General features: G+C 72.2%; 5 protein-coding genes. All 5 read right to left on the bottom strand.

Annotated features, from left to right (window positions below):
* Nucleotides 1-26: 26 nt before the first annotated feature.
* The 5 genes from KBZ10_RS13865 to KBZ10_RS13845 all read right to left on the bottom strand — a co-directional run bounded on the left by KBZ10_RS13865 (nt 27) and on the right by KBZ10_RS13845 (nt 24,762).
* A complete protein-coding gene (locus KBZ10_RS13865; protein ID WP_210987902.1) occupies nt 27-1,472 on the bottom strand; it encodes a pyridoxal phosphate-dependent aminotransferase in 1,446 nt (481 codons plus the stop codon).
* Nucleotides 1,473-1,531: 59 nt separating this feature from the next.
* The gene (gene leuB / locus KBZ10_RS13860) at nt 1,532-2,653 is read right to left on the bottom strand and encodes a 3-isopropylmalate dehydrogenase (RefSeq protein ID WP_210987901.1); all 1,122 of its coding nucleotides are present in this window, start codon (nt 2,651-2,653) and stop codon (nt 1,532-1,534) included.
* Nucleotides 2,654-2,754: 101 nt separating this feature from the next.
* A complete protein-coding gene (gene fes / locus KBZ10_RS13855) occupies nt 2,755-4,029 on the bottom strand; it encodes an enterochelin esterase (protein WP_210987900.1) in 1,275 nt (424 codons plus the stop codon).
* Nucleotides 4,030-4,118: 89 nt separating this feature from the next.
* The gene (locus KBZ10_RS13850; RefSeq protein WP_210987899.1) at nt 4,119-13,973 is read right to left on the bottom strand and encodes a non-ribosomal peptide synthetase; all 9,855 of its coding nucleotides are present in this window, start codon (nt 13,971-13,973) and stop codon (nt 4,119-4,121) included.
* Nucleotides 13,966-24,762, bottom strand: coding sequence for a non-ribosomal peptide synthetase (locus KBZ10_RS13845; protein WP_210987898.1), 10,797 nt, complete (start codon nt 24,760-24,762; stop codon nt 13,966-13,968). Before KBZ10_RS13845 ends, KBZ10_RS13850 begins: the two co-directional genes overlap by 8 nt.
* Nucleotides 24,763-24,842: the final 80 nt, after the last annotated feature.

Raw genomic sequence — 24,842 nt, 5'->3', positions numbered from 1 at the left:
CCGTCGTCTCGATGGCGCGGCGACCGTCAATCCGGCTCGACCGGCAGAATGCCGACCGAGAACCGGATGTAGTCGTCGGAATATCCGAAGGTGGAACCGGGGATGCCCGCGATACCGGTTTTTTCCAGGACCGAGAAGCAGTCCTCACCCGGCTTGAGCCTGCACCAGGTGTAGATGGTCGTGTCGTCGTCGAGATAGACGTGTTCGAAGATGGGGTGTTCCTCGTTGAACCGGTCCAGCCGGCTGCGCAGCCGGGAGCGGCGCAGCCGGTAGAGACCGCGGATCTTGTCGATCAGCCGGGGGTTCCGCCGGAAGAGGGAGTGGTAGGCCATGAAGCGCAGCTGCCACTCGCCGGGGAGGCAGGCGACACTGTTCACCCAGCTCGACCGCATCGCCGCCGCGAAGCGGGCGTCGCCGAACACGGCCCAGCCGAACCGCTCCCCGGTCAGGGTGTGGGTCTTGGAGAAGCTGTTCACGTAGACGATCCGGTCGGCCGTGCCGGGGGCCGAGGCGAGGGCCCGCATGCGCGCCTCGTCCTCCTCGGGCCGGCCCGTGCCGATGTACGCGAGGTCCGCCAGGACGTGGAGGCGGCGCCCCCGGCCGGCGGCGTCCCGGACGACCGCCATGAGCGCCGAGAGCTCCTCGGGGGTGTAGGCGAAGGTCGTGGGGTTGTTCGCCACGGTCAGGTAGACGACGGTGATGTCGGGGTTCTCCGCCAGCTGCCGCTCCAGCAGCGCGCCGGTCAGCTTGAACCGTTCCTCGGCGCCGGTCCGCACCCGGTGCAGCCGGTACCCGTAGGTCTCGGCCTGGAGTTCCGGCATGTTGAACCCGGGAGCGGCGAAGAGCACGGCGCCGGGCGGCCGGGAGTCGCGCCGGGCGGAGAACGCCAGGCCGCGCAGCACCTTGTCCAGGCAGTCGGTCGCCCCGAGGCCGAGGGCGACCTGCTCCGCGGTGGCGGTCACGCCCCACTGCCGCATGTCCTCCGCCAGCCGACCGCGCAGCACCGGGTTGCCGACGCCCTGGATGTCGTAGACGCGCGGGTCGTAGCCGGCGGCGAGCAGGTCCCGTTCCTCCTGGGCCATCCGGTCGCGGAGCCAGTGGTATCCCGTTCCGGAGGCGGTGATGCCGCCCAGGTCCTCGCCCGGCAGCGCGATGCCGAGTTCGTCCGCCAGCAGCCGGTAGTCCCCGGGGCCGCCCTCCTCGCCCTCGCACTCGGTGATCAGCCGCACGTTGACGTCGCCGATCGTCCGGTTGACGATCTCCAGCCGGGTGGCGGCGGGGTGGAAACCGCGGGCCGCGCACTCCCGTTCCAGATCGCCGACCAGGCGCGCCATGACGCGGATGGGCGGCTCGCCGGGGTCGGCCGGTCGGGCCCGGTGGCGCCGCACCATCTCCTCGCGGGCTTCGCGGACGAGCAGGCGCTGCTCCTCCAGGCGGGTCGGCGCTCCCCGGAGGGAACTCGGTGACGTCATGCGCGGACAACCTCCAGTGGTCGGTGCGTCGAACGGCGGCGGGGTGGGGGACGGCGGGGTCAGGGCTGCCGCAGCCGGTCCACGACACGCCGGCCCATCTCCGCGGTTCCGACGACGGCGCGGGCCCCCTCGTCGAGGTCCGGCGTCCGGTACCCCTCGCCGAGCACGGCCTCCACGGCGGCCTCGACATCCGCGGCCTCCCGGTCCAGGCCGAGGGAGTGGCGCAGCAGGAGCGCGGCGGAGAGGATCGCCCCGACCGGGTTGGCCCTGTCCTCCCCGGCGATGTCCGGGGCCGAGCCGTGGATGGGTTCGTACAGGCCGAACAGGCCGCCGGCGGTGCGCCGGGTGCCCAGACTGGCCGACGGCAGCATGCCGATGGAGCCGGTGAGCATCGAGGCCTCGTCGGTGAGGATGTCGCCGAACAGGTTCTCGGTGACGACGACGTCGAACTCCGCGGGCGTCCTGACCAGCCGCATGGCGCAGGCGTCGACGAGCATGTGCTCGCAGGTCACCTCGGGGTGGTCGGCGGCGACCCGGTCCACGACCTCCCGCCACAGCACCGAGGAGCTCAGCACATTGGCCTTGTCGACCGAGGTGACCTTCTTCCCGCGGCACTGGGCGATCCCGAACGCGGCCCGCACGACCCGCTCGATCTCCTCCTCGGTGTACAGGAGGGTGTCGACGGCCTCCGTGCCGTGTTCCGTGCGGCGGATCTCGCTGGGCTTGCCGGGCACGGTCTCCAGCCGCCCGTAGTAGAGGCCGGCGGACAGCTCCCGCACGAAGACCATGTCCGTGCCCTTGAGGTACTCGGGCTTCAGCGAGGACGCCCCGTACAGGGACTCGCTCGGGCGCACCGGCCGCAGGTTGGCGAAGAAACCGAACTCCTTGCGGAGCCGGAACAGGGCCTGCTCGGGGCGGGGGCCGCCGGGGCGCTCCGCTCCGGCGGGCAGGCTGCCGATCGCGCCGAAGAGGATGGCGTCGCTGTGCGCGCAGGTCTCGAAGGTGGCGTCCGAGATCGCCACGCCCTCGGCGGCGATGGCGTCCAGGCCGACGCGGCGCCGGTGGACCGTGAAGATGTGGCCGTACTTCTCCTCCACGGTGCGCAGCACCTGGAGGGCGCAGGCCGTCACCTCCGGTCCGACGCCGTCTCCGGGAAGGACGGTGATGGTGGCTTTGCTCATCGGGCTCACCTCTCGCGGGTGTTCGCGGGTGTTCGCGGTGTTCGTGTGCTGGGCTGCCGGGCGGCCCGGTGCGGGCCGCCGGCCGGCGGGGCGGGGCGGCCTCACGTCTTCCGCCCGGCCGGTGAGCCCTTCGGCCTGGGGTGGAACGAGAGAAGCCGGTCGACGAGGGTGCCGCGCCAGCAGACCATGTCGTGGCCGCCGGTGTACTCGCTGTAGTCGACCTCGTAGCCCTTGCGCACGAGGACGTCCCGCATGGTTTCGTGCGTCGTCATCGGGTCGTAGTCGACGATGGCGCGTTCCAGGCTGCCGATCTCCATGGAGAACCGGACGGGAAGCCGGGGGGACTCCTCGAACCGCCGGGTCAGCCACTCCTCCTCGCGGTCCGGAACGCCCTTGCCGGGCCACCAGAACGATCCCGACTGGGAGATGACGTTGCCGAACCTCCCGGGCTCGCGGAACGCCGCGTAGAACGCGGCCAGTCCGCCGAAGCAGGAGCCGCCGACGACGGTGCGGGCGGGGTCGGAGGTGATGTGGTAGTTCTCGTGCACCCAGGGCATCAGCTCCCGGGTCAGGAACGCGTTGAACGGGTCGTGGCAGGGCAGTTCCCGGGCGCGGATCTCCTGGTCCTCGTTGGTGTGCATCACCAGGACGTACGGGGGGATCCGGCCGGTGTGGAGCAGGTTGTCCAGCACCGTGGTGACGTTTGCGAAGTTGTGGTACGACCAGCCGTCGAAGAGGACGAAGACGTTGTAGTCGTCCCCGTCGGCGGTGTAGCCGGGCGGCACGTGGACGCCGATGTGGTGCCGGGTGCCCAGGATGGAGCTGTCCATCGTCCGCATCTGCGTCCGGCCCTTGGCCACCCCGCGGCGGGGGATGTTCCACGGCTGCCTCGGGGCCCCCGGGAGTTCCAGCACCGACACCTCGAACCGGTCCGGGTTGCCCATGAGGGTGTAGTCGCGCGGGTTGAGCGGATCGGTGCGGTACTCCGGGAGGCGCCGCAGCACCTCCGCGTAGGAGGTGAACGGCACCAGCGAGTCGTTGACCGAGAACAGGTAGGTCGTCCGCAGCTCCGCGGGCAGGAAGTAGGACCGGTACCAGATGTCGGTGCCGGGCAGCCGCTCCAGCCGGAACCCGTCGAAGTCGCCGCTCGGGGCGGAGCAGAAGAGCACCACCACGTTCTCGGTGTCACCGGGGTCCCGCCACAGGAAGGTGACCAGGGTGCGGGTGTCGTCGTCCCCCACCTGTTCCATCAGGGGGGTGCCGGATTCCGCGACCTCCTTCCACAGGTCGTCGACGGCGTGGGGGTCCCCGGCCTCCACGGCCGCCGCCACCCGGGCGATCCGGGGGCTCGTCAGGGACGTCTCCGCAGTGAACATGGCTTCTCTCCTCGGGCCGGCCGCGCCGGCTGTTCCCGGCCGGCGCGGCCTCGGTGGACGGGGGGACGACGTGTCGGTGCGGGGGGGGGTCAGAGCAGGTCGAACAGCTCCGCCGCGTCCTCCTCCCCGCTGTCGCCCTCCTCGGCGCTCTCCTCGATGACCTGCGCGAGCGCCTCGACCGTCCGGTGCTGGAAGACCGTGGTGAGCATGAGCGGTACGCCCCACCTGTCCTGGACCTCGGTCGCCATGGACGCCACGAGCAGCGAGTGGCCGCCGAGGGTGAAGAAGTCGTCGCGGATGCCCACCCGGTCCAGGTCCAGCAGCCCGGCCCAGATCTCCGCCAGCGCCTTCTCCGTGTCCGTCCGGGGTTCGACGTGGTTCCCGTCCGCCTGGGCCCGGCGCGCGATCTCCGGCAGCGCCGGGAGCGCCTTGCGGTCCACCTTGCCGTTGGCGGTGAGCGGGAACTCCTCCAGCGGCACGAAGTAGGCGGGCACCATGTACTCCGGCAGCCGGCTCAGCAGATGCGCCCGCAGCTCCTCCTCGGACACCTCCCGGCCGGCCTCCCGGGTCAGGAAGGCGGTCAGCCGCTTGTCGGCGGAGGTCACCTCGTGCACCACCACCAGGCACGACCGGACGGCCGGGTGGTCGGCCAGAACGGCCTCGATCTCCTCGATCTCGATGCGGTAGCCGCGGATCTTGATCTGGTTGTCCCGGCGCCCCGCGTACTCGATGACGCCGTCGGGCCGGTACCGGGCCAGATCGCCCGTCGCGTAGAGGCGGCCGGGGCCGAAGGGGTCGGCGACGAAGCGCTCGGCGGTCAGGTCCGGGCGGCCCAGGTAGCCGCGGGCCAGCTGGACGCCGCCGATGTACAGCTCCCCGATGACGCCGTCGGGCACCGGTTCCATCAGCTCGTCCAGGATGTACAGCCGGGTGTTGGCCACCGGTCGGCCGATGGGCACACCGGTCCCGTCCGGGTCGTCCCCGCAGTCCCAGAAGCTGACGTCGACGGAGGCCTCGGTGGGCCCGTAGAGGTTGTGCAGCCGGGTGTCCGGCAGCAGCCGCCGGAACGTGTCCCGCACCTCCGGGGGCAGGGCCTCCCCGCTGCACACCACGTGCCGCACCCCGCGGCACCGCGGCGCCGCGTCCTGCTGCTGCAGGAAGGCCTGCAGCATCGAGGGCACGAAGTGGAGGACGCCGATGGCCTGCTCCTCGATCAGCCCGGCCAGGTAGGACGGGTCCCGGTGCCCCTGGGGCCGCGCGAGGTGCAGTTGCGCCCCGGTGATCAGCGGCCAGAAGAACTCCCAGACGGAGACGTCGAAGCTGTACGGGGTCTTCTGCAGGACGCGGTCGTGCTCCTTGAGGCCGTAGGCGTCCTGCATCCACAGCAGGCGGTTGGTGATGCCGCGGTGCGACAGCATCGCCCCCTTGGGGCGGCCGGTGGAGCCGGAGGTGTAGATGACGTAGGCGAGGTTGTCCGGGCCGGCCGGGGTGTCCAGCGGGTCGGGGCTCGCGTCGAGCCAGGAGGTGTCGTCGCCGCCCAGTTCGACGACGGTGACGCCCCGGCCGTCCAGCGGGCCGAGCCGGTCCCGGGTGCCGGGCTCCGCCAGGACCACCCCGATCCGGGCGTCGCCGGCCACGTGGGCGATCCGCTCCCGCGGGTGGTCGGGGTCCAGCGGCACATAGGCGCCGCCCGCCTTGAGGACGGCCAGCAGGCCCGTCACCAGGTCGGCGGAGCGGTGCATGCAGACCCCGACCCGCGTCTCCGGGCCGACTCCGTGGCCGCGCAGCGTCCGCGCCAGCCGGTTGGCCCGCCGGTCCAGCGCGGCGTAGCTCAGCTGCTGGTCCTCGAAGGACAGCGCGATCCGGTCGGGCGACCGGCGGACCTGCTCCGCGAACAGCTCGTGGAGGCACACCGGCCGCAGGGTGTCCTCGTCGTGCGTGGCGTTCCGCGCCTCCAGGATCCGCCGCCGCTCGCCGTCCGCCAGCAGCGGGAGCCGGGCGACGGGCGTCCGCGGCGCGTCCAGGGCCGCGTCGAGCAGGGTCAGCAGACGCTCGCCCAGGCCGGCGACGGTGCCGCTCTCGAAGAGGTTGGTGCTGTACTCGAAGGTGCAGCGCAGCTCGCCGTTCCGCTGCTGGACGCTGAGGCCCAGGTCGAACTTGGCGACGCCGATGCCCTCGTCCGTCACATCGTGCATCCAGGCGGGTTCCCCGGCGCCCTCCGGGAGGTCCTCGAAGAGCTTGTCCAGCCCGGTGAACATCACCTGGAAGACAGGGCTGTAGCTCAGGCTGCGCTCGGGCTTCAGCTCCTCGACGATGCGGTCGAACGGCACCTCCTGGTGGCTCTGCGCCTCCAGAAGCTTCCAGCGCACCTGCTGGAGGACGTCCGCGAAGTCCGGGTCGCCGGACAGGTCCACGCACAGGGCGATCGTGTTGACCAGGAACCCGATCATCGGCTCGGTCTCGACGCGGCCGCGGTTGGCGACCGGGATGCCGATGACCACCTTGTCCTGCCCGCTGTGGCGGGAGAGCAGCACGGCGAAGGCGCTCAGCAGGGTGACGAACTCCGTCGTCCGGTGCTCACCGCTCACCTCGCGCAGCCGCCCCGTGAGTTCCGGCGGCAGGGCCCGGGTGAGGTTGGCGCCCCGGAAGTCCTGGACCGCCGGCCGGGGGTGGTCGGTGGGCAGCGAGATCAGCGCGGGCGCGTCCGCCAGGTGCTCCTTCCAGAACTCCAGGTGCGGGCGCAGGCGTTCCTCGTCGAGCCACTGCTGCTGCCAGACCGCGTAGTCGGCGTACTGGACGGCCGGGCGGTCGGGCAGGGGGCCGCCGGTGCCGTCCTCGGCGAGGGCCTCGTAGATCCGCAGCAGTTCCTGGTTGAGGATGCCGACCGAGGAGCCGTCGAAGATCGCGTGGTGCGCGCTGAAGACCAGCAGCGCCTCGGTGCCGGACAGATGGACGAGCAGGGTGCGGAACAGCGGCCCCCGGGTGAGGTCGAAGGTCTGCTGCCACAGCTCGCGGGCGGCGGCCTGCACCGACTCCGGCCGCCGCTCGGGCGGCTCGGCCGACAGGTCGGTCTCGGTGAGGGCGACGGTGCCGGTCTCCGCGATCTCCTGCCACACCCGTCCGCGGCTCTCGCGGAAGGTGGTCCGCAGGATCTCGTGGCGTTCGATCAGCTCGCCGAGCGCGCGCCGGAGCCGGTCCGGGTCCACCGCGGCGGGCCGGTGGAGGAGCCAGCCCACCGTGTAGAGCGGGCTGTCCGGGTGCAGGCGGTCCATGTACCACAGCCGCTGCTGGTCGAACGTCGCGGGAACGGGCTCGTCGCGCCCCGCCGGGACCAGGGGGAGGGTGGGGAACGGCTGCCGTTCCGCCAGCAGGGCGTCCAGTTCGGCGGCGACCCGGGACAGGGCCGGCTGCTCGAACAGTGCCCGGACGGGCAGTTCGACGCCGAAGGCCTGCTGGACGCGCGCCGTCACCTTCACCGCGAGCAGCGAGTGTCCGCCCAGGGCGAAGAAGTCGTCGTGGACGCCGACGGAGTCGTGGCCCAGGACCTCCTCCCAGATCCCGGCCAGCTTCGCCTCGGTCGCCGTCCGCGGCAGCGCGTGCGCCGGCAGCGCGGACGCCGGCCCGTCCTCGGGCAGCGGCAGCGCCCGGCGGTTCAGCTTGCCGTTGCTGTTGAGGGGCAGTTCGCCGAGGAGGACGAACGCCGAGGGGACCATATAGGCCGGCAGGCGTTCCCGCAGGTGGGCCCGGAGCGTCCCGGCGGTGTCGGGGGTGTCCGGGGTGTCCCCGTCCGGCACCACATAGGCGACCAGGCGCTTGCCCGGGCCGTCGGGCTGGGCGAGCACGGCGCAGGTGCGCACCAGCGGATGCTGCTCCAGTACCGTCTCGATCTCGCCCAGCTCGATCCGGAAGCCGCGGATCTTCACCTGGCCGTCGACGCGCTCGACGAACTCGATGTTCCCGTCGGGCAGGTACCGCACCAGGTCCCCGCTGCGGTAGAGGCGGGCGCCGGGCTCGTCCCCGAAGGGGTCCGCGACGAAGTTCTCGGCCGTCAGGTCGGGGCGGCCCAGATAGCCCCGGGTCACACCGGCGCCGCCGATGTACAGCTCGCCGGGCACCCCGGGCGGCACCGGCTGCAGATACGGGTCGAGGACGTAGAGCCGCGCGTTGGTGATCGGCCGGCCCATGTGGAGGACGTCCAGGTGCTCGTCGGTGGGCGCTCCGGTGGCGAAGACCGTGGTCTCGGTGGGCCCGTAGACGTTGAAGAAGGTACGGCCGGGCGCCCAGGTCCGGATGAGGTCGGCCGAGTACGCCTCACCGCCGACGACGAGCGTGCGCAGATGCGGCAGCGGGGCGTCCGCCGGCAGGGTGGCCAGCGCGCCCGGTGTGAAGTTCAGGCTCTCGATGGCCCGCTCGTCCAGGGCGTGCCGCAGGTCGGCGCCGATCATGCGCACACCGGCGCCGGGAATGTGGAGCGTGCCGCCGGTCATGAGCGGCAGGAGGATTTCCCAGACGGAGAAGTCGAAGCTGGTGGAGGCCACTTGGAGGACGTTCTGCCGCCGGTCGAAGCACGGGTGGCGGCGGATCCACGGCACCAGGTGTCCCAGGCACCGGTGGGCGACCATGACGCCCTTCGGCCGTCCCGTCGAACCGGAGGTGTAGATGATGTAGGCGAGGTTCTCCGGGGTGAGGGGCGTGGACGGCGCCGTGTCCGGCTCGTCGGCGACGGCGGACCACTCGGAGTCCAGGCAGAGCGTCCGCAGCTCGCCGGCCGTTCCCTCCGGCAGTTCCCGCAGTTCCCGCAGCTTCGGCAGCAGGTGCTCCTGCGTGAGCATCAGCCGCAGCCCGGCGTCCCCGACGACGTACGCCATGCGGTCGAGGGGGTGGCGGGGGTCGATGGGGACGTAGCCGCCGCCGGCCTTGAGGATGCCCAGCAGGCCGACGATGCCCTCCAGCGAGCGGTCCGCGCACAGGCCGACCAGGACGTCGGGGCCGACCCCGCGGTCCCGCAGCCAGTGGGCGAGCCGGTTGGCGCGGCCGTCCAGCTCGGCGTAGGTGAGGTGCCCGTCCTCGTGGACCACCGCGACCGAGTCGGGGGTCCGCTCGGCCTGCCGCTCGACGAGTTCGTGGAAGAAGACGGCCCCGGCGGGTGACGTGGTGTCGGTGCTCCACTCCTCCAGGGCCCGCGCGCGCTCGGCCCCGGTGAGCATCGTGACCCGGGCGAGGCTCCGCTGCGGCTCCGTCACCAGCTCGCGGCAGATCTGCCGCAGGTGCGTGAGCATCGCCTCGACCGTCCGGGCGTCGAACCGCCGCGTGTCGTAGAGGATGTTGGCGCCGATCCGCTCGCCCACGGTGATCACGGTGTTGACCGGGTAGTGGGTCTGCTCCTGCGAGCCGAGCGCCTTCCAGCGCAGCGCCGGCTCACCGCCGTCGTCGCCCTCCGGGTAGTTCTCGAAGACGAAGAGGCTCTCGAAGAGGGGGGCGCCCGCGGGCAGCCCGCTCCACTGCTGCACCATGCCCAGCGGGCTGTACTCGTACTGGCGCATCCGCAGGTTCTGCTCCTGCAGCTCCCGCAGCCAGTCGAGGGCGGTGCTGTCCTGCGGCAGCCGCACGCGCACGGGGAGCGTGTTGATGAACAGGCCGACCATGCGTTCGACGCCCTCGATCTCGGAGGGGCGTCCCGAGACGACCGTTCCGAACACCACGTCGTCGGTGCGGGCGTAGCGGCCGAGCAGCAGTGCCCAGCAGCCCTGCAGCACGGTGTTGAGGGTGAGGCGGTGGTGCTGCGCGAACTGCTGCAGCCCGGCGGTCTCCTCCTCGTCGAGGAACGCCTCCGCCCACGCGTACGGGGCCGGGCCCTCCGCCCGGCCCTCCGCCGGGTCGTCGCTCGTGGTGTCCTGGTGCGGCCCGGGGTTCAGGGGGGTGGCCTGGTCGACGCCGTGGAGGGTGTCGCGCCAGTAGTCCTCGGCCTGGCGCAGGTCCTGCTCCCCGAGCCAGGAGACGTAGTCGCGGTAGGGCCGGGTGGGGCTCTCCTCGCGCGGGCGGCCGTCGGCGAACACGCCGTACCACTGGACGGCGTCGTTCAGGATCAGGCTGATGCTCCAGCCGTCCAGGATGGCGTGGTGCGCGCTCCACACCAGCTCGTAGCGGTCGTCCGCGAGCCGGGCCAGCAGCATCCGCCACTGCGGCGCGTCCTGCGGCTCGAAGCCCCGGACCCGGTCCTGCCGCAGATACTCCTCCAGCAGCTCCCGCTGCTCGTCGGCGCCGCGGGAGCGCCAGTCCTCCTCCCGCAGCGGCACCGGCAGATCCGACCAGACCAGCTGGAGCCCGTCACCACCGCCCTCGACCGCGGCGCGGAAGGAGGTCCGCAGGATCGGGTGACGCCGCATGACCTCCGCCCAGCCCCGCCGGAACGCCCCGGCATCCAGCTCCTGATCGATCCGGAGGACGTTCTGGACGTGGTAGAAGCCTTCGCCGCGGGCGTACTGGCTCTGGAACCACAGGCCCTGCTGGACGGGCGTCTGCGGATAGCAGTCCTCCAGGGGGCGGGCCGACGTGGCCTGCTGCCAGGCGGGTTGTTCGCGCAGGGCGTCGACGAGTTCGTCGACCCCCTCCTGGGAGAGGCCGCTGAGCGGCAGGTCGGACGGGGTGTAGCCGACCGCTCCGGGGCGCCGGGCCTCGCGGACGAGCTGCCGCAGGGTCTCCAGGGTCTGCTCGGCGACCCGCCGGATCGTCTCCTCCCGGTGCGCGGTGCCGTTGTAGGTCCACTGCATCCGCAGCTCGCCGTCCTGCACACTGCTGACGATGTCGATCAGGTGCGGGCGGTGGTTCTCCGGGGCCATGTCGGGGCCGGCCTCGCCCAGGGAGGCGGCGAAGCTGCCGGCGAAGGAGCCGTCGAACTGGCCCAGGTGGTTGAAGCTGAGCTGCGAGACGCCCGCCCCGCGCAGAGCCGCGCCGGGGCCGGTGCCGGTGCCGGTGTCGCCGGTGGTGCCGGTGTCGCCGGTGGTTCCGTCCGGGCCGTGGGCGAGCAGGCCGTAGCCGATGCCCTGCCGCGGCCGGCCGCGGAGCAGTTCCTTGATCCGCTTCAGGCCCTCTCCCGGCGCGTCCGGCGCCGGAACCGGCAGCCGCAGCGGGGAAACCGTGGTGAACCAGCCCGTCGTCCGCGAGACGTCCACGTCCCCGAACAGGTCCTCCCGGCCGTGCCCCTCGACATCCACCCGCACATGACCACCACGCGCCCACGCACCGACCGCCGAGGCCACCCCCGTCAGCAGAACGTCATTGACCCGCGTACCGAACACCGCCGGCACCTCCCGCAGCAGAGCACCCGTCTCCTCCGCCCCGAGCACCGCCTCGACCACCCGGCCGGCACCGACCGTGTTGCCGTCCACCGGACCGTCCAGCGGCAGCTCCGCCACCGGACCCGCGCACTGCTCACTCCAGTACGCCACCTCCCCGGCCGTCTCCGCGCCCAGCGCCTCCTCCGCCAGCCGCGCGGCCCACTCCCGCCACGAACTCGACTTCGCCGGCAGCACCAACTCCTGCTCCTGGCCCTGCTCCTGGCCCTGCTCCTGGCCCTGCTCCTGGCCCTGCTCCTGGCCCTGCTCCTGGCTCAGCTGCTCCGCCAGGGAGCCGACGTCCTCCAGCAGAATCCGCCATGACACGGCGTCGATGACGAGGTGGTGGGCGACGAGCAGCAGCCGGTGGGTGCCGTCTTCCAGGCCGGTGAAGAGGACGGCGCGGAAGAGCGGCCCCCCGGCCAGGTCCATACTCGCCTGAACGCGCCCGGCCTCCTCCGTCAGCCGCTGCCGGCGCTCACCGGCCGGACACGACGACAGATCGTGCACCCGCCACGGCACCGACTCCACCGCACCGGCCAGCTCCGACCGCCAAACACCGTCCTCCCGGAAGAACCGCGCCCGCAGACCGTCATGATGCTCCAGCAGCCGCCGCACCACCCGCTCCCACGACCCCGCAGCGACCCCCGCGTCCACCTCCACCAGCACCGACTGGTTCACATGCCCCGGCCGCACAAAATCCTGCGCGAAGAACCACCGCTGAATCGGCGTCAACTCCACCGGACCCGACACCGGCCCCTGCTCCGCCCGCACCCGCGGAGCCTCCTGCCGCTCCACCACCGGCGCCAGAGCCGCCACCGTCTGATACCGGAACAACTGCTTCACCGTGAAATGCAGACCCACCTGCCGGGCCCGGAAAATCACCTGAAGACTCAGAATCGAATCCCCGCCCAGCGAGAAGAAGTCATCGTGCACCCCCACCGGCCGGCCGGTGCCCAGCACCTCCCGCCAGATCAGCGCCAGCTGCTCCTCCACCTCCGTACGCGGCGCCGTGAACTCCCGCTCCGCCCCCGCATGCTCCTCCCACGGCAACCCCGCCAGAACCCGCCGGTCCACCTTCCCGTTCGGACTCAGCGGCAGCACCTCCAGCGGAACGAACACCCCCGGCACCATGTACGCCGGCAACCGCTCCCCCAGGAACGACCGCAACTCCTCCCCCGCCACCACACCGTCCCGGAACACCACATACGCCACCAGGCGTTTCGAGGAACCGTCCCCGTGGGCGAGCACGGCGGCGCTGCGCACGCCGGGGTGGCGGGTGAGGGCGTCCTCGATCTCGCCCAGTTCGATCCGGTGGCCGCGGATCTTGACCTGGTCGTCGACCCGCCCGAGGAACTCGATGTTCCCGTCGGGCAGCAGCCGCGCCAGATCGCCCGTCCGGTACAGGCGGTCGCCCGCCTCACCGTACGGGTTCGCCACGAACGCCTCGGCCGTCAGATCCGGCCGCCCCAGATACCCCCGCGCCAGCCCCGCACCACCGACGTAGAGCTCCCCGGCCACCCCCACCGGCTGGAGCTGGAGGCGGGAGTCGAGGACGTACATCTGCGCCCCGCCCAGGGGGCGGCCGATGTGGACGCGTTCCAGTTCCGGCCCGTACCGGGCGACGCTCACGGCGATGGTGGCCTCGGAGGGTCCGTAGCCGTTGAAGAAGCTGCGGCCGGGGGCCCAGATCCGCACGAGGTCGAGGGGGCAGGCCTCACCGCCGACGGAGATGCAGCGCAGGTGGGGCAGGGACTCCTCGGGCAGGGTGGAGAGCGCTGCCGGGGTCAGGCTGATGTTCTGCACGCCCTGCTCGATCAGCAGCTCGGCGAGGTCGGAGCCGATCATCTTCAGGTCGGGGGGCGGCAGCACCAGCGTGCCGCCGGACAGCAGCGCCGTGCAGAACTCCCACACCGAGATGTCGAAACTGGGGGAGGTGCCCTGCAGCACCCGCTGGGGATCGTCCAGGCCGTAGTTGTCGTGCTGCCACCGCGCGATGTTGCGGAAGCCGCGATGGGTGACGGCCACGCCCTTCGGCCGGCCGGTGGACCCGGAGGTGTAGATCACATAGGCCAGGTCGTCGCAGCCGCCGGCCGGCTCCACCGGCTCACCGGACCACCGCTCCAGCTCCGCCCACACCTCCCCCACCGCCAGCACCGGCGCACCGGACTCCGGCAGCACCCCGCGCACCGACTCCTCCGCCAGCACCAGGGACAGCCCGGCATCCTCCACCATGAACGCCAGCCGCTCCCGCGGATACGCCGGATCCAGCGGCACATACGCCCCGCCGGCCTTCACAATCCCCAGCACACCCACGACCATCTCCACCGAACGCGGCACACACAGCCCCACCGCGCTCTCCCGCCCCACACCCCGCTCCCGCAGCAACCGCGCCAACCGGTTCGACCACCGGTCCAACGCCGCATAACTCACCTGCGCGTCACCCGACACCACGGCCACCCGGTCCGGACACCGCCGCACCCGCTCCGCGAACAGCTCGTGGAAGGGCGCCGGCCGGCTCGCCCGCTGCTTGAGGTCCCGGAGCCGGCGGCGCACGAGCGCCTGCTGCTCCGCGGTCAGGTTCTCCAGCTGGGGAAGCAGTTCACTCATGGTTCTCACTCGTCTCGGTAGCCGGTCGGGCACTCGGGATACGGGACTGGAGGTCGCCGGGCGGCGATGTGCCCTGGACCTCCGCGAGGAGTTGTTCGAGGAGCTCGCGCTCCTCGTCGGTCGCGATACCCGCGGCGAAGTCCGACAGGTCGAAGTCCTCGTCGGCCGGCGTCTGCCCGGCCGCTGAACTCCCCTGCTGGAGGATCTGCCGGCGTTCCTCGTCCGTGAGGACGGTGATCTCGCCCAGGCGCGCCCCCGGGTCCCGGGCGATGTGCGAGCAGACGTTGCGGAGATGACCGAGCGTCCGTTCGATCGCCTGCTGTTCGAAGCGGCCGGTGTCGTACTGCACCAGGATCCGCAGCCGGGCGTCCGGAACGGTCGCGACGATGCCCAGGGGGTAGTTGATGCGCTCCTCGGACCGGGTGAGGTCCAAGCGCAGGGCGGCGGTGTCGTCCTTCTCCACCGGGTAGTTCTCGAAGACGAAAAGGCTCTCGAAGAGGGGGGCGCCCACGGGCAGCCCGCTCCACTGCTGGACCGCGCCCAGCGGGCTGTACTCGTACTGGCGCATCCGCAGGTTCTGCTCCTGCAGCTCCCGCAGCCAGGCGAGGACGGTGCTGTCCTGCGGCAGCCGCACGCGCAGCGGCAGTGTGTTGATGAACAGGCCCACCGTGCGTTCGATGCCCTCGATCTCGGAGGGGCGTCCCGAGACGACCGTTCCGAAGACCACGTCGTCCCGGCTGGTGTAGCGGCCGAGCAGCAGCGCCCAGCAGCCCTGCAGCACGGTGTTGAGAGTCAGCCGGTTGTCCTGGGCGAGCTTCTGCAGCCGTGCGGTGTCCTCGGCGTCGAAGAAGACATCGGTCTCGGCCTGGCCGCTCTGCTCGGGGGACGGGGCGTGCGGGTCCGCGTGCCGCTCGATGTCGAGGGGGGTGGCCTGGTCGACGCCGTGGAGGGTGTCGCGCCAGTAGTCCTCGGCCCGGCGCAGGTCCTGCTCCCCGAGCCAGGAGACGTAGTCGCGGTAGGGCCGGGTGGGGCTCTCCTCGCGCGGGCGGCCGTCGGCGAACACGCCGTACCACTGGACGGCGTCGTTCAGGATCAGGCTGATGCTCCAGCCGTCCAGGATGGCGTGGTGCGCGCTCCACACCAGCTCGTAGCGGTCGTCCGCCAGCCGGGCCAGGAACATCCGCCACTGCGGCGCGTCCTGCGGCTCGAAGCCCCGGACCCGGTCCTGCCGCAGATACTCCTCCAGCAGCTCCCGCTGCTCGTCGGCGCCGCGGGAGCGCCAGTCCTCCTCCCGCAGCGGCACCGGCAGATCCGACCAGACCAGCTGGAGCCCGTCACCACCGCCCTCGACCGCGGCGCGGAAGGAGGTCCGCAGGATCGGGTGACGCCGCATGACCTCCGCCCAGCCCCGCCGGAACGCCCCGGCATCCAGCTCCTGATCGATGCCCAGGATCAGCTGGACGTGGTAGACGCCCTCGCTTCCGGCGAACTGGCTCTGGAACCACAGGCCCTGCTGGACGGGCGTCTGCGGATAGCAGTCCTCCAGGGGGCGCGGTGACCGGCTCTCCCGCCAGGCGGGCTGTGCGCGCAGATCGTCGACGAGTTCGTCGACCCCCTCCTGCGACAGGCCGCTGAGCGGCAGGTCGGACGGGGTGTAGCCGACCGCTCCCGGACGCCGGGCCTCGCGGACGAGCTGCCGCAGGGTCTCCAGGGTCCGCTCGGCGACCCGCCGGATCGTCTCCTCCCGGTGGGCGGTGCCGTTGTAGGTCCACTGCATCCGCAGCTCGCCGTCCTGCACACTGCTGACGATGTCGATCAGGTACGGGCGCCGGTTCTCCGGGGCCCAGTCGGGGCCGGCCTCACCCAGGGAGGCGGCGAAGCTGCCGGCGAAGGAGCCGTCGAACTGGCCCAGGTGGTTGAAGCTGAGCTGCGCACCGGGGGCTCCGCCGAGGGCGGTGTCCTCCGGGCCGTGGGCGAGCAGGCCGTAGCCGATGCCCTGCCGCGGCCGGCCGCGGAGCAGTTCCTTGATCCGCTTCAGGCCCTCTCCCGGCGCGTCCGGCGCCGGAACCGGCAACCGCAGCGGGGAAACCGTGGTGAACCAGCCCGTCGTCCGCGAGACGTCCACGTCCCCGAACAGGTCCTCCCGGCCGTGCCCCTCGACATCCACCCGCACATGACCACCACGCGCCCACGCACCGACCGCCGAGGCCACCCCCGTCAGCAGAACGTCATTGACCCGCGTACCGAACACCGCCGGCACCTCCCGCAGCAGAGCACCCGTCTCCTCCGCCCCGAGCACCGCCTCGACCACCCGGCCGGCACCGACCGTGTTGCCGTCCACCGGACCGTCCAGCGGCAGCTCCGCCACCGGACCCGCGCACTGCTCACTCCAGTACGCCACCTCCCCGGCCGTCTCCGCGCCCAGCGCCTCCTCCGCCAGCCGCGCGGCCCACTCCCGCCACGAACTCGACTTCGCCGGCAGCACCAACTCCTGCTCCTGACGGGCCTGTTCGAGCAGGGTCTGGAGGTCTTCGAGGAGGATCCGCCAGGACACCACGTCGATGACGAGGTGGTGGGCGACGAGCAGCAGCCGGTGGGTGCCGTCTTCCAGGCCGGTGAAGAGGACGGCGCGGAAGAGCGGCCCCCCGGCCAGGTCCATGCTCGCCTGGACGCGCCCGGCCTCCTCCGTCAGCCGCTGCCGGCGCTCACCGGCCGGATACGACGACAGATCGTGCACCCGCCACGGCACCGACTCCACCGCCGCGGCCAGCTCCGACCGCCAAACACCGTCCTCCCGGAAGAACCGCGCCCGCAGACCGTCATGATGCTCCAGCAGCCGCCGCACCACCCGCTCCCACGACCCCGCAGCGACCCCCGCGTCCACCTCCACCAGCACCGACTGGTTCACATGCCCCGGCCGCACAAAATCCTGCGCGAAGAACCACCGCTGAATCGGCGTCAACTCCACCGGACCCGACACCGGACCCTGCTCCGCCCGCACCCGCGGAGCCTCCTGCCGCTCCACCACCGGCGCCAGAGCCGCCACCGTCTGATACCGGAACAACTGCTTCACCGTGAAATGCAGACCCACCTGCCGGGCCCGGAAAATCACCTGAAGACTCAGAATCGAATCCCCGCCCAGCGAGAAGAAGTCATCGTGCACCCCCACCGGCCGGCCGGTGCCCAGCACCTCCCGCCAGATCAGCGCCAGCTGCTCCTCCACCTCCGTACGCGGCGCCGTGAACTCCCGCTCCGCCCCCGCGTACTCCTCCCATGGCAACCCCGCCAGAGCCCGCCGGTCCACCTTCCCGTTCGGACTCAGCGGCAGCACCTCCAGCGGAACGAACACCCCCGGCACCATGTACGCCGGCAACCGCTCCCCCAGGAACGACCGCAACTCCTCCCCCGCCACCACACCGTCCCGGAACACCACATACGCCACCAGGCGCTTGCTGTCGCCCTGCCGGTGGACGAGGACCGCGGCGCCGCGCACCCCGGGGTGGCCGGTGAGGGCGTCCTCGATCTCGCCGGGTTCCACCCGGAAGCCGCGGATCTTGACCTGGTCGTCGACCCGGCCCAGCACGTCGACGTTTCCGTCGGGCAGCAGCCGCGCCAGGTCACCGGTCCGGTACAGGCGGCTTCCCGGCGCACCGTGCGGGTTCGCCACGAACGCCTCGGCCGTCAGATCCGGCCGCCCCAGATACCCCCGCGCCAGCCCCGCACCACCGATGTGGAGTTCGCCGGTGACGCCGGCCGGGACGGGCTGCAGGAGGCCGTCGAGGACGAACACCTGCATGTCGTCGAGCGGCCGGCCGATCGGCACCGTGGCCGGCACCTCGGCCCCCGGCTCGATCCGGTGGCTGGTGGCGAAGGTCGTCGTCTCCGTCGGCCCGTAGCCGTCCACCACGGTGAGGTCCGGGCAGGCGGCGCGCACCCGCCGGACCGCCTCGGCCCGGACCGCGTCGCCTCCGGTCCACACCTCGCCGAGGCCGCTGAGACAGCCCGGGTCCTCCTGGGCGAACAGGTGGAACAGGGCCGCTGTCAGCCAGAGGGCGGAGACGGAGTGCGTCGCCACGGTGTCCCGCAGCACCTCCGGGGTGACCGATCCCTCCGGCGCGATCACCATCCGGCCGCCGGACAGCAGCGGCACCCAGAACTCGTAGGTGGAGGCGTCGAAGGCCTGCGGGGAGTGCAGCAGGACGCGCTCGTGGCCCCGGGCGAAGCGGCTGTCCGAGGCGAGCGCCGCCACATCGGCGTGGGTGACGGCCACGCCCTTCGGCCGGCCGGTGGACCCGGAGGTGTACATCACATACGCCAGGTCGTCGCAGCCGCCGGCCGGCTCCACCGGCTCACCGGACCACCGCTCCAGCTCCGCCCACACCTCCCCCACCGCCAGCACCGGCGCACCGGACTCCGGCAGCACCCCGCGCACCGACTCCTCCGCCAGCACCAGGGACAGCCCGGCATCCTCCACCATGAACGCCAGCCGCTCCCGCGGATACGCCGGATCCAGCGGCACATACGCCCCGCCGGCCTTCACAATCCCCAGCACACCCACGACCATCTCCACCGAACGCGGCACACACAGCCCCACCGCGCTCTCCCGCCCCACACCCCGCTCCCGCAGCAACCGCGCCAACCGGTTCGACCACCGGTCCAGCGCCGCATAACTCACCTGCGCGTCACCCGACACCACGGCCACCCGGTCCGGACACCGCCGCACCCGCTCCGCGAACAGCTCCGTCAGGGGGGCGGGCGCAGAGGTCCGCCCGCCGCGGGTCCCGTGCCCCGTGTCGACGAGCTGCCGGCGCTCGGTCTCGCCCGTCATCGGCAGGTGGCGCACACGCTGCCCGGGGTCCGCCAGGGCGGAGTCCAGCAGTGCCGCGAAGTGGTCGGCCATGCGCGCGACCGTCGGTTCCCGGAACAGGTCGGTGCTGTACTCGAACCCGAAGTGGGTGCCCTCGGGAGCGGCCTGGATCATGAGGGTGAGGTCGAACCGGGCGACGCCGACGCTCATGCCCTGGGCGATCAGCTCGTGCATCCACGGCTTCGGCCGGACCAGGTCCGCGACGTGGTCCAGGAGGGGCAGGCTCTCGTCGGCGAACATCGCCTGGAAGACGGGGTTGTACCCGAGGCTGCGCGTCGGGGCCAGCGCCTCGACGAGCCGCTCGAAGGGGACGTCCTGGTGGCTCTGGGCGTCGAAGAGCTGCTTGCGGACCTGGAGCAGGACGTCCTCGAAGCTCGGGTTGTCGCTGAGGTCCACGCGGAGGGCGACGGTGCTGACCAGGAACCCGATCATGGATTCCAGCTCGACGCGGTTGCGGTTGGCGATCGGCACACCGATGACCACGACGTCCTGCCCGCTGTACCGGGACAGGAACACGGCGTAGCAGCTGAGCAGGGTGATGTAGTGCGTCACCTGGTACTCGCGGCTCAGCTGCGCGACGTGCCGCGTGCTCTCGGGCGACAGCTGCCGCCGCAGGAAGTCGCCCTTGAGGCTCTGCTCGTCCGGCCGGGGGAAGTCGGTGGGCAGCGTGAGCAGTTCCGGTGCCCCGGTGAGCTGTTCCTTCCAGTAGTCCAGGTGGAACTGGAGCCCGTCCTCCTCCAGCCGGCTGTGCTGCCACGCCGCGTAGTCGGCGTACTGGATGTCCGGATCGGGCAGCGGGGAGGGTTCGCCGTCGGCCAGGGCGCGGCAGATCTCCACGAACTCCCGGCCGAAGAGGCCGATGGAGTAGCCGTCGAACACCATGTGGTGGGCGCTGAGCGCGATCACCTGCTCCGCGTCCGGCAGCTTGATGAGCCGGGCACGCAGCAGGGGGCCCCGGACCAGGTCGAAGGGCTGGTCCCACCACTGGCGGATCTCGTCCCGCGCCCGTTGCTCGCTCTGCTCGGCGGGGAGTCCGGAGAGATCGCTGACCGGCAGTCCGACCGGCCCGGCGTCCGCGACGATCTGCCAGACCCGGCCGTCCTCCTCGCGGAACGTCGTGCGCAGCGTCTCGTGGCGCCGCGTCATCTCGGCCAGCGCGTCACGGACCACCGGGGTGCCGATGGCCGCCGGGAGCGGAATGAGCCAGTTGACCGTGTAGGAGGTGGTTCCGGGGCTCAGCCGGTCGATGAACCAGAGCCGCTGCTGGTCGAAGGTGGCCGGCAGCGGGCGGCCGCGGGGGACCGGGGTGAGCGGGGGCCCCTGCCGCGGCTGCAGTTCCTCCTGGCGCCGCTGCAGTTCGCGGGCGACCTCGGCGATCGTCGGCAGGTCGAAGAAGAGGCGGACCGGCACGTCCAGGGAGAACACCTGCCGGATCCGGGCCACGAGCTGGACGGCGAGGAGGGAGTGCCCGCCCAGTTCGAAGAAGTTGTCGAGGACGCCGATGGGCGAGCGGTCCAGGATCTGCTCCCACATCGAGACCAGCAGGGCCTCGGTGGTGTTCCGGGCGGGCACCCGGGGGGCCGACCCGTCGGAGCCGGAGGCCTGCGGGGCCGGCAGGGCGCGGCGGTCGAGCTTGCCGCTGGAGGTGACGGGCAGGGTGTCGAGCGCCACGAGGTCGGAGGGCAGCATGTAGCCGGGGAGCCGCTCGGCCAGATGGGTGTGGAGCCGGGGCAGCAGCAGGTGCCGGATCTCCGCCTTCAGCGGCTGGTTGGCGTACTCCGACCAGTCGGGGGCCTCCTGCTCCGGGGCGGCCGGGGAGACGGACTCCTCCTCGTCGGGCTCCGGTTCGGTGCCCTCGCGGGTCAGCAGCGCGTCGAAGCGGCCGTCCGCGCCGTGCCGGCTCCAGTCGAGAGCCGCGCGGTAGCCGGCCTGCCCGGCGAGGTCCCGGATGTCCTCGGGGTCGACGCCCTCGGCCGCCCGGTCCCGGGCGCGCCAGTCCTCGGCCGTCTCCGGTCCGGAGCCGGAGTCCGCCGTCAGCCAGCGGAGCGTGCGGACCGCTTCCTCGACCCGCGCGTTCGGGACGCCGCGCAGCCGGAGCCGTGCGGGCCGGTCACCGGCCAGCAGCTTCCGCAGCCCGGGGAGGGTGAGGCCCTCGGCGGTCCAGTGGAGTTCCGTGCCCTCCGGCGCCGGCCGGGCGGCCGCGTTCCGGGCGGGGTCGCCGACGTGCAGCACCACCTGGTAGCGGAACATCGACATCTCGTTGCGGTGGCGGCCTCCGCTCGGCCGGATCTCCACCCGGTGGATGCGGCCGGTGCGGGCGGCCCAGTCGCGGAAGAACGCCGGGTCGAGGGTCAGCTCCTCCTCCTGCTGCACCCGTTCCCGGACGCGCTCCCACAGCTGCCCGCGGGTCGTGGCCCCGGGCGCGCGCTCCGCCTCGACGCTCGCGTGGAAGGCGTCGAGCAGAGGGAGGCTGCGGACGTCCCCGATGACGATCCGCCCGCCGTCGGCGACGCGGGACAGCGCCCCCTCGACGACGCGGAGCAGGTAGTCGATGCCGGGGAAGTACTGGATGACGGAGTTGATGACGACCGTGTCGACCGGTTCCGGGTCCAGGCCGTCGAGGGCGTCGGCCTCCGCGCGGTGCAGGACGACCGTGTCCCGCAGCTCCGGATGGTTCTCCAGGCGGCGGCGGACGGCGTCGAGGGCGGAGGCGGAGAAGTCGGTGCCGTAGTACCGCCGGCATCCGGGGGCGAGCGGGAACAGCAGCAGGCCGGTGCCGCAGCCGATCTCCAGGATCGTGCGCGGGTCGTGGCCGCGGATCAGCTCCACCGTGTCCTGCTGCCAGGAACGCATCTCCTCCAGGGGGATGGGCAGCCCGGTGTAGCTGCTGTTCCAGCCGGAGAAGTCGTTGCCGTCCTCGGAGTCCTCGGCCGCGCCGGGGTCGAAGGCGTCGTACACCTCGCGCCAGCGGTCGATGCGCCGGCCGGCCAGGGAGTCGCCGTCCTTGTCCCCGTCCCTGTCCCCGTCCTCCTGGACGGCCGCGCGGGCGCGCTGCGGGTGCAGCACCACGTACGACACCAGGGACCGGTCGCCGGCCCGGTCCTCGCGGACGATCGTCGCCGCGTCCTGGACGGCGGGGTGCTCGCTCAGCGTGCTGTCGATCTCGCCGAGTTCGATGCGGTAGCCGCGGATCTTGACCTGTGAGTCGGTGCGGCCCAGGAACTCCAGGTTCCCGTCCGGGCGCCACCGCGCCATGTCACCCGTCTTGTAGAGACGTTCACCGGGCGTGCCGGCGAAGGGCGAGGGGAGGTACTTGGACGCCGTCAGCGCGGGTTCGTTCGCGTAGCCGGAGCTGAGGCAGAGGCCGCCGATGTAGAGGTCGCCGGGCACGTCGACCGGGCAGGGGCGCATGCTCTCGTCGAGGACGTAGTAGCGCGCGTTCTGGATGGGCCTGCCGTAGGGGATGCTCGGCCAGGCCGGGTCGACCGTGCCGATGGGGAAGAAGTTCGACCAGACCGTCGCCTCGGTCGCGCCGCCCAGGCCGACGACCTGGACCTCGGGGAACACCGTCCGCATCAGGTCGGGCGAGTGCACCGGGATCCAGTCCCCGCTCATGAAGATCAGGCGCAGCGAGCGGGAGACGACCCGGTGCGCGCCGTCGCCGTCCGTGGGCAGCAGGGGGACGAGCTGCATGAGGGCGGCGGGCGCGGAGTCCCAGAAGGTGATGGGTTCGTCCGCGAGGTGGCGCAGCAGGTTCGCGGGCTCCCGGATGTCCTCGTCGGAGGCCACGCGGATGGATCCGCCGGCGGCGAGGATGCCGAAGACGTCGTAGACGGAGAGGTCGAAGGTGAGGGCGGTGACGAAGAGGACGCGGTCGTCCGGTCCCACCGCGAAGGTGTTGTTGACCCACTCGATCAGGTTGACCGCCGGGAAGTGCGCCACCGCGACGCCCTTGGGGGTTCCGGTGGAGCCCGAGGTGAAGATGGTGTAGGCGAGGTCCTGGGGTGTGCCCTGCCGGGGGAGGTCGTCCGTGGGCATGGCGTCGGTCCCGGCCCGGGAGTGGACGGCGCACGGGCCGCCGGCCGGGAAGACGTCGCCGTCGCCGTCGCCGTCGCCGGGCGGATCCAGGCAGAGGATGTGCGCGAGGTCCGGCAGGGGGCCGGCGGACAGCAGGCGGTCCACGAAGGCGTGCTGGGTCAGGACGCACGTGGCCTTCAGCGAGCCGGTGATCCAGTGCCATCGTCTGACGGGCGCTCCGGGGTCCAGGGGGACATAGGCGGCGCCGGCCTTCAGGACTCCCAGGAGCGCGGGGATCATCTCCGCGGAGCGCTCCGTCAGGATCGCGACCTGGTCCCCGCGGCCGATCCCCAGGTGCCGGAGGTGGTGGGCCACCTGGTTGGCCCGCTCGTTGACCTCCCGGTAGGTCCAGCGCTCGTCCCGGAACAGCAGGGCCGGCGCGTCCGGGGCCTCCGCGGCCCGGCGCTCGAACAGCTGGTGGATGCAGAGGTCCTGCGAGTACGGCGTGTCGGTGTCGTTCCAGGTGTGGACGAGCCGGGAGAACTCCTCCGGAGCGAGGAGGTTCAGCTGCCCCAGGCGGGCGTCCGGCCGGTCCACCAGCTCCGCGAGGATTCTGCGGAGGTGGTCCGCCGCCCTCTCGGCTGTCGCCGCCTCGAAGCGCCGGGTGTCGTAGTGGACCGTGAGGGTCAGGCGCTCTCCGGGGGTGGCCACGAGGCTCAGGGGGTAGGCGGCGTGGCTCTCCTCCCGGACCCGGACCATCCGGAAGGGCCGGCTCCGGGTCGCCGTCTCCCCGGTCCCGCGGGTGTTTCCGCAGTCGTCGCGGCTGTCGTCACCGGGGTCGTCCTCCACCAACACGACGCTGGTGAAAAGCGACTCGCCCGAACCGATCCCGCTCCACTGCTGGATCCGCAGCAGGGGGCTGTGCTCGTGTGCCCGGATCTGCTCGTACTGCCGCTGCAGACCCCGCATCCACTCCGCCCAGCCCTCCGAGGCCGGCACGCGGACCCGCAGGGGGAGCGTGTTGATGAACAGCCCGACCATGTCCCCGGCACCGGGCAGTCCGGCGGGACGGCCGGGGGTGGTGGCGCCCACGACCACCTCGTCGGTGCCCTGGTAGCGGCTCAGGAGAAAGGCCCAGGCGCCCCGGACGAGCGTGCCGAGGCTCAGGCCGTGCCGCTGCCCGGCGGCGCGCAGCGCGGCGGTCTCCGCCCCGTCCAGGGCGAGGGGCACCTGCGCGTACGCGGCCACGGCCGGCACGTCCCCGGCCGGCTCCCCGCCGGCGGGGAGCCGGCGCTCGACGGGGAGGGGGCCGGCCGGGGAGACCGACCGCAGCTCCTCCCGCCAGAATGTCTCGGCGCCGTCGGCGTCCTGGCGTCCCAGCCAGTCGATGTACTCCCCGAAGGGCGGCACGGCCGGCAGGTCCGGGGACGCCCCCGAGACCAGGGACGCGTAGGTCCGCTCGACCTCGCGCACCACCGCGGCCTGGCTCCGCCCGTCCATCAGGAGGTAGTGAAGGCTCCAGAGGACCTCGTAGCGCGCCGGCCCCAGCCGGGCGACATGGAGCCGCCACAGCGGCGCCCGCGTCAGGTCGAAGCCCTGTTCGAGGTCGTGCCGCAGACGGTCCCTCAGCCGCTCCGCGAGCTGCGCCTCCTCCAGGGAACTCCAGTCCTCGTGGACGAGGGGGACCTCCACCTCCTCCCGGACCGTCTGGAGCGGTTCCTCACCCGCGCGGTCCACGATGCCCGTGCGCAGCACAGCGTGCCGCTCCGCGACGTGCTGCCAGCTCCGGCGAAAGGCGTCGAGGTCGAGATCCTGCGCGATCTCAAATACGGCCTGCACGTGGTATAGACCGGCCTTTTCCCCGTGGCGGGCCTGGAACAGAATGCCCTGCTGCGTGGGTGACATCGGGTAGGAAATCTCGACCCGCCGGCCTTCCGGGAAGGCAGGGAGGTTTTCTGCTGAGTCACGAGAAGTACTCAAGGCCG

The organism is Streptomyces sp. F63, from assembly GCF_018070345.1.
Classification (GTDB): domain Bacteria; phylum Actinomycetota; class Actinomycetes; order Streptomycetales; family Streptomycetaceae; genus Streptomyces.
Note: the sequence above shows the minus strand (reverse complement) of the source record. Positions and strands in the feature narration are given on the sequence as shown.

Bases quoted from the DNA above. Each gene is read 5' to 3' on its own strand.
- KBZ10_RS13865 (WP_210987902.1), bottom strand. From the start codon at position 1,472: ATGACGTCACCGAGTTCCCTCCGGGGAGCGCCGACCCGCCTGGAGGAG.
- leuB (WP_210987901.1), bottom strand. From the start codon at position 2,653: ATGAGCAAAGCCACCATCACCGTCCTTCCCGGAGACGGCGTCGGACCG.
- fes (WP_210987900.1), bottom strand. From the start codon at position 4,029: ATGTTCACTGCGGAGACGTCCCTGACGAGCCCCCGGATCGCCCGGGTG.
- KBZ10_RS13850 (WP_210987899.1), bottom strand. From the start codon at position 13,973: ATGAGTGAACTGCTTCCCCAGCTGGAGAACCTGACCGCGGAGCAGCAG.
- KBZ10_RS13845 (WP_210987898.1), bottom strand. From the start codon at position 24,762: ATGTCACCCACGCAGCAGGGCATTCTGTTCCAGGCCCGCCACGGGGAA.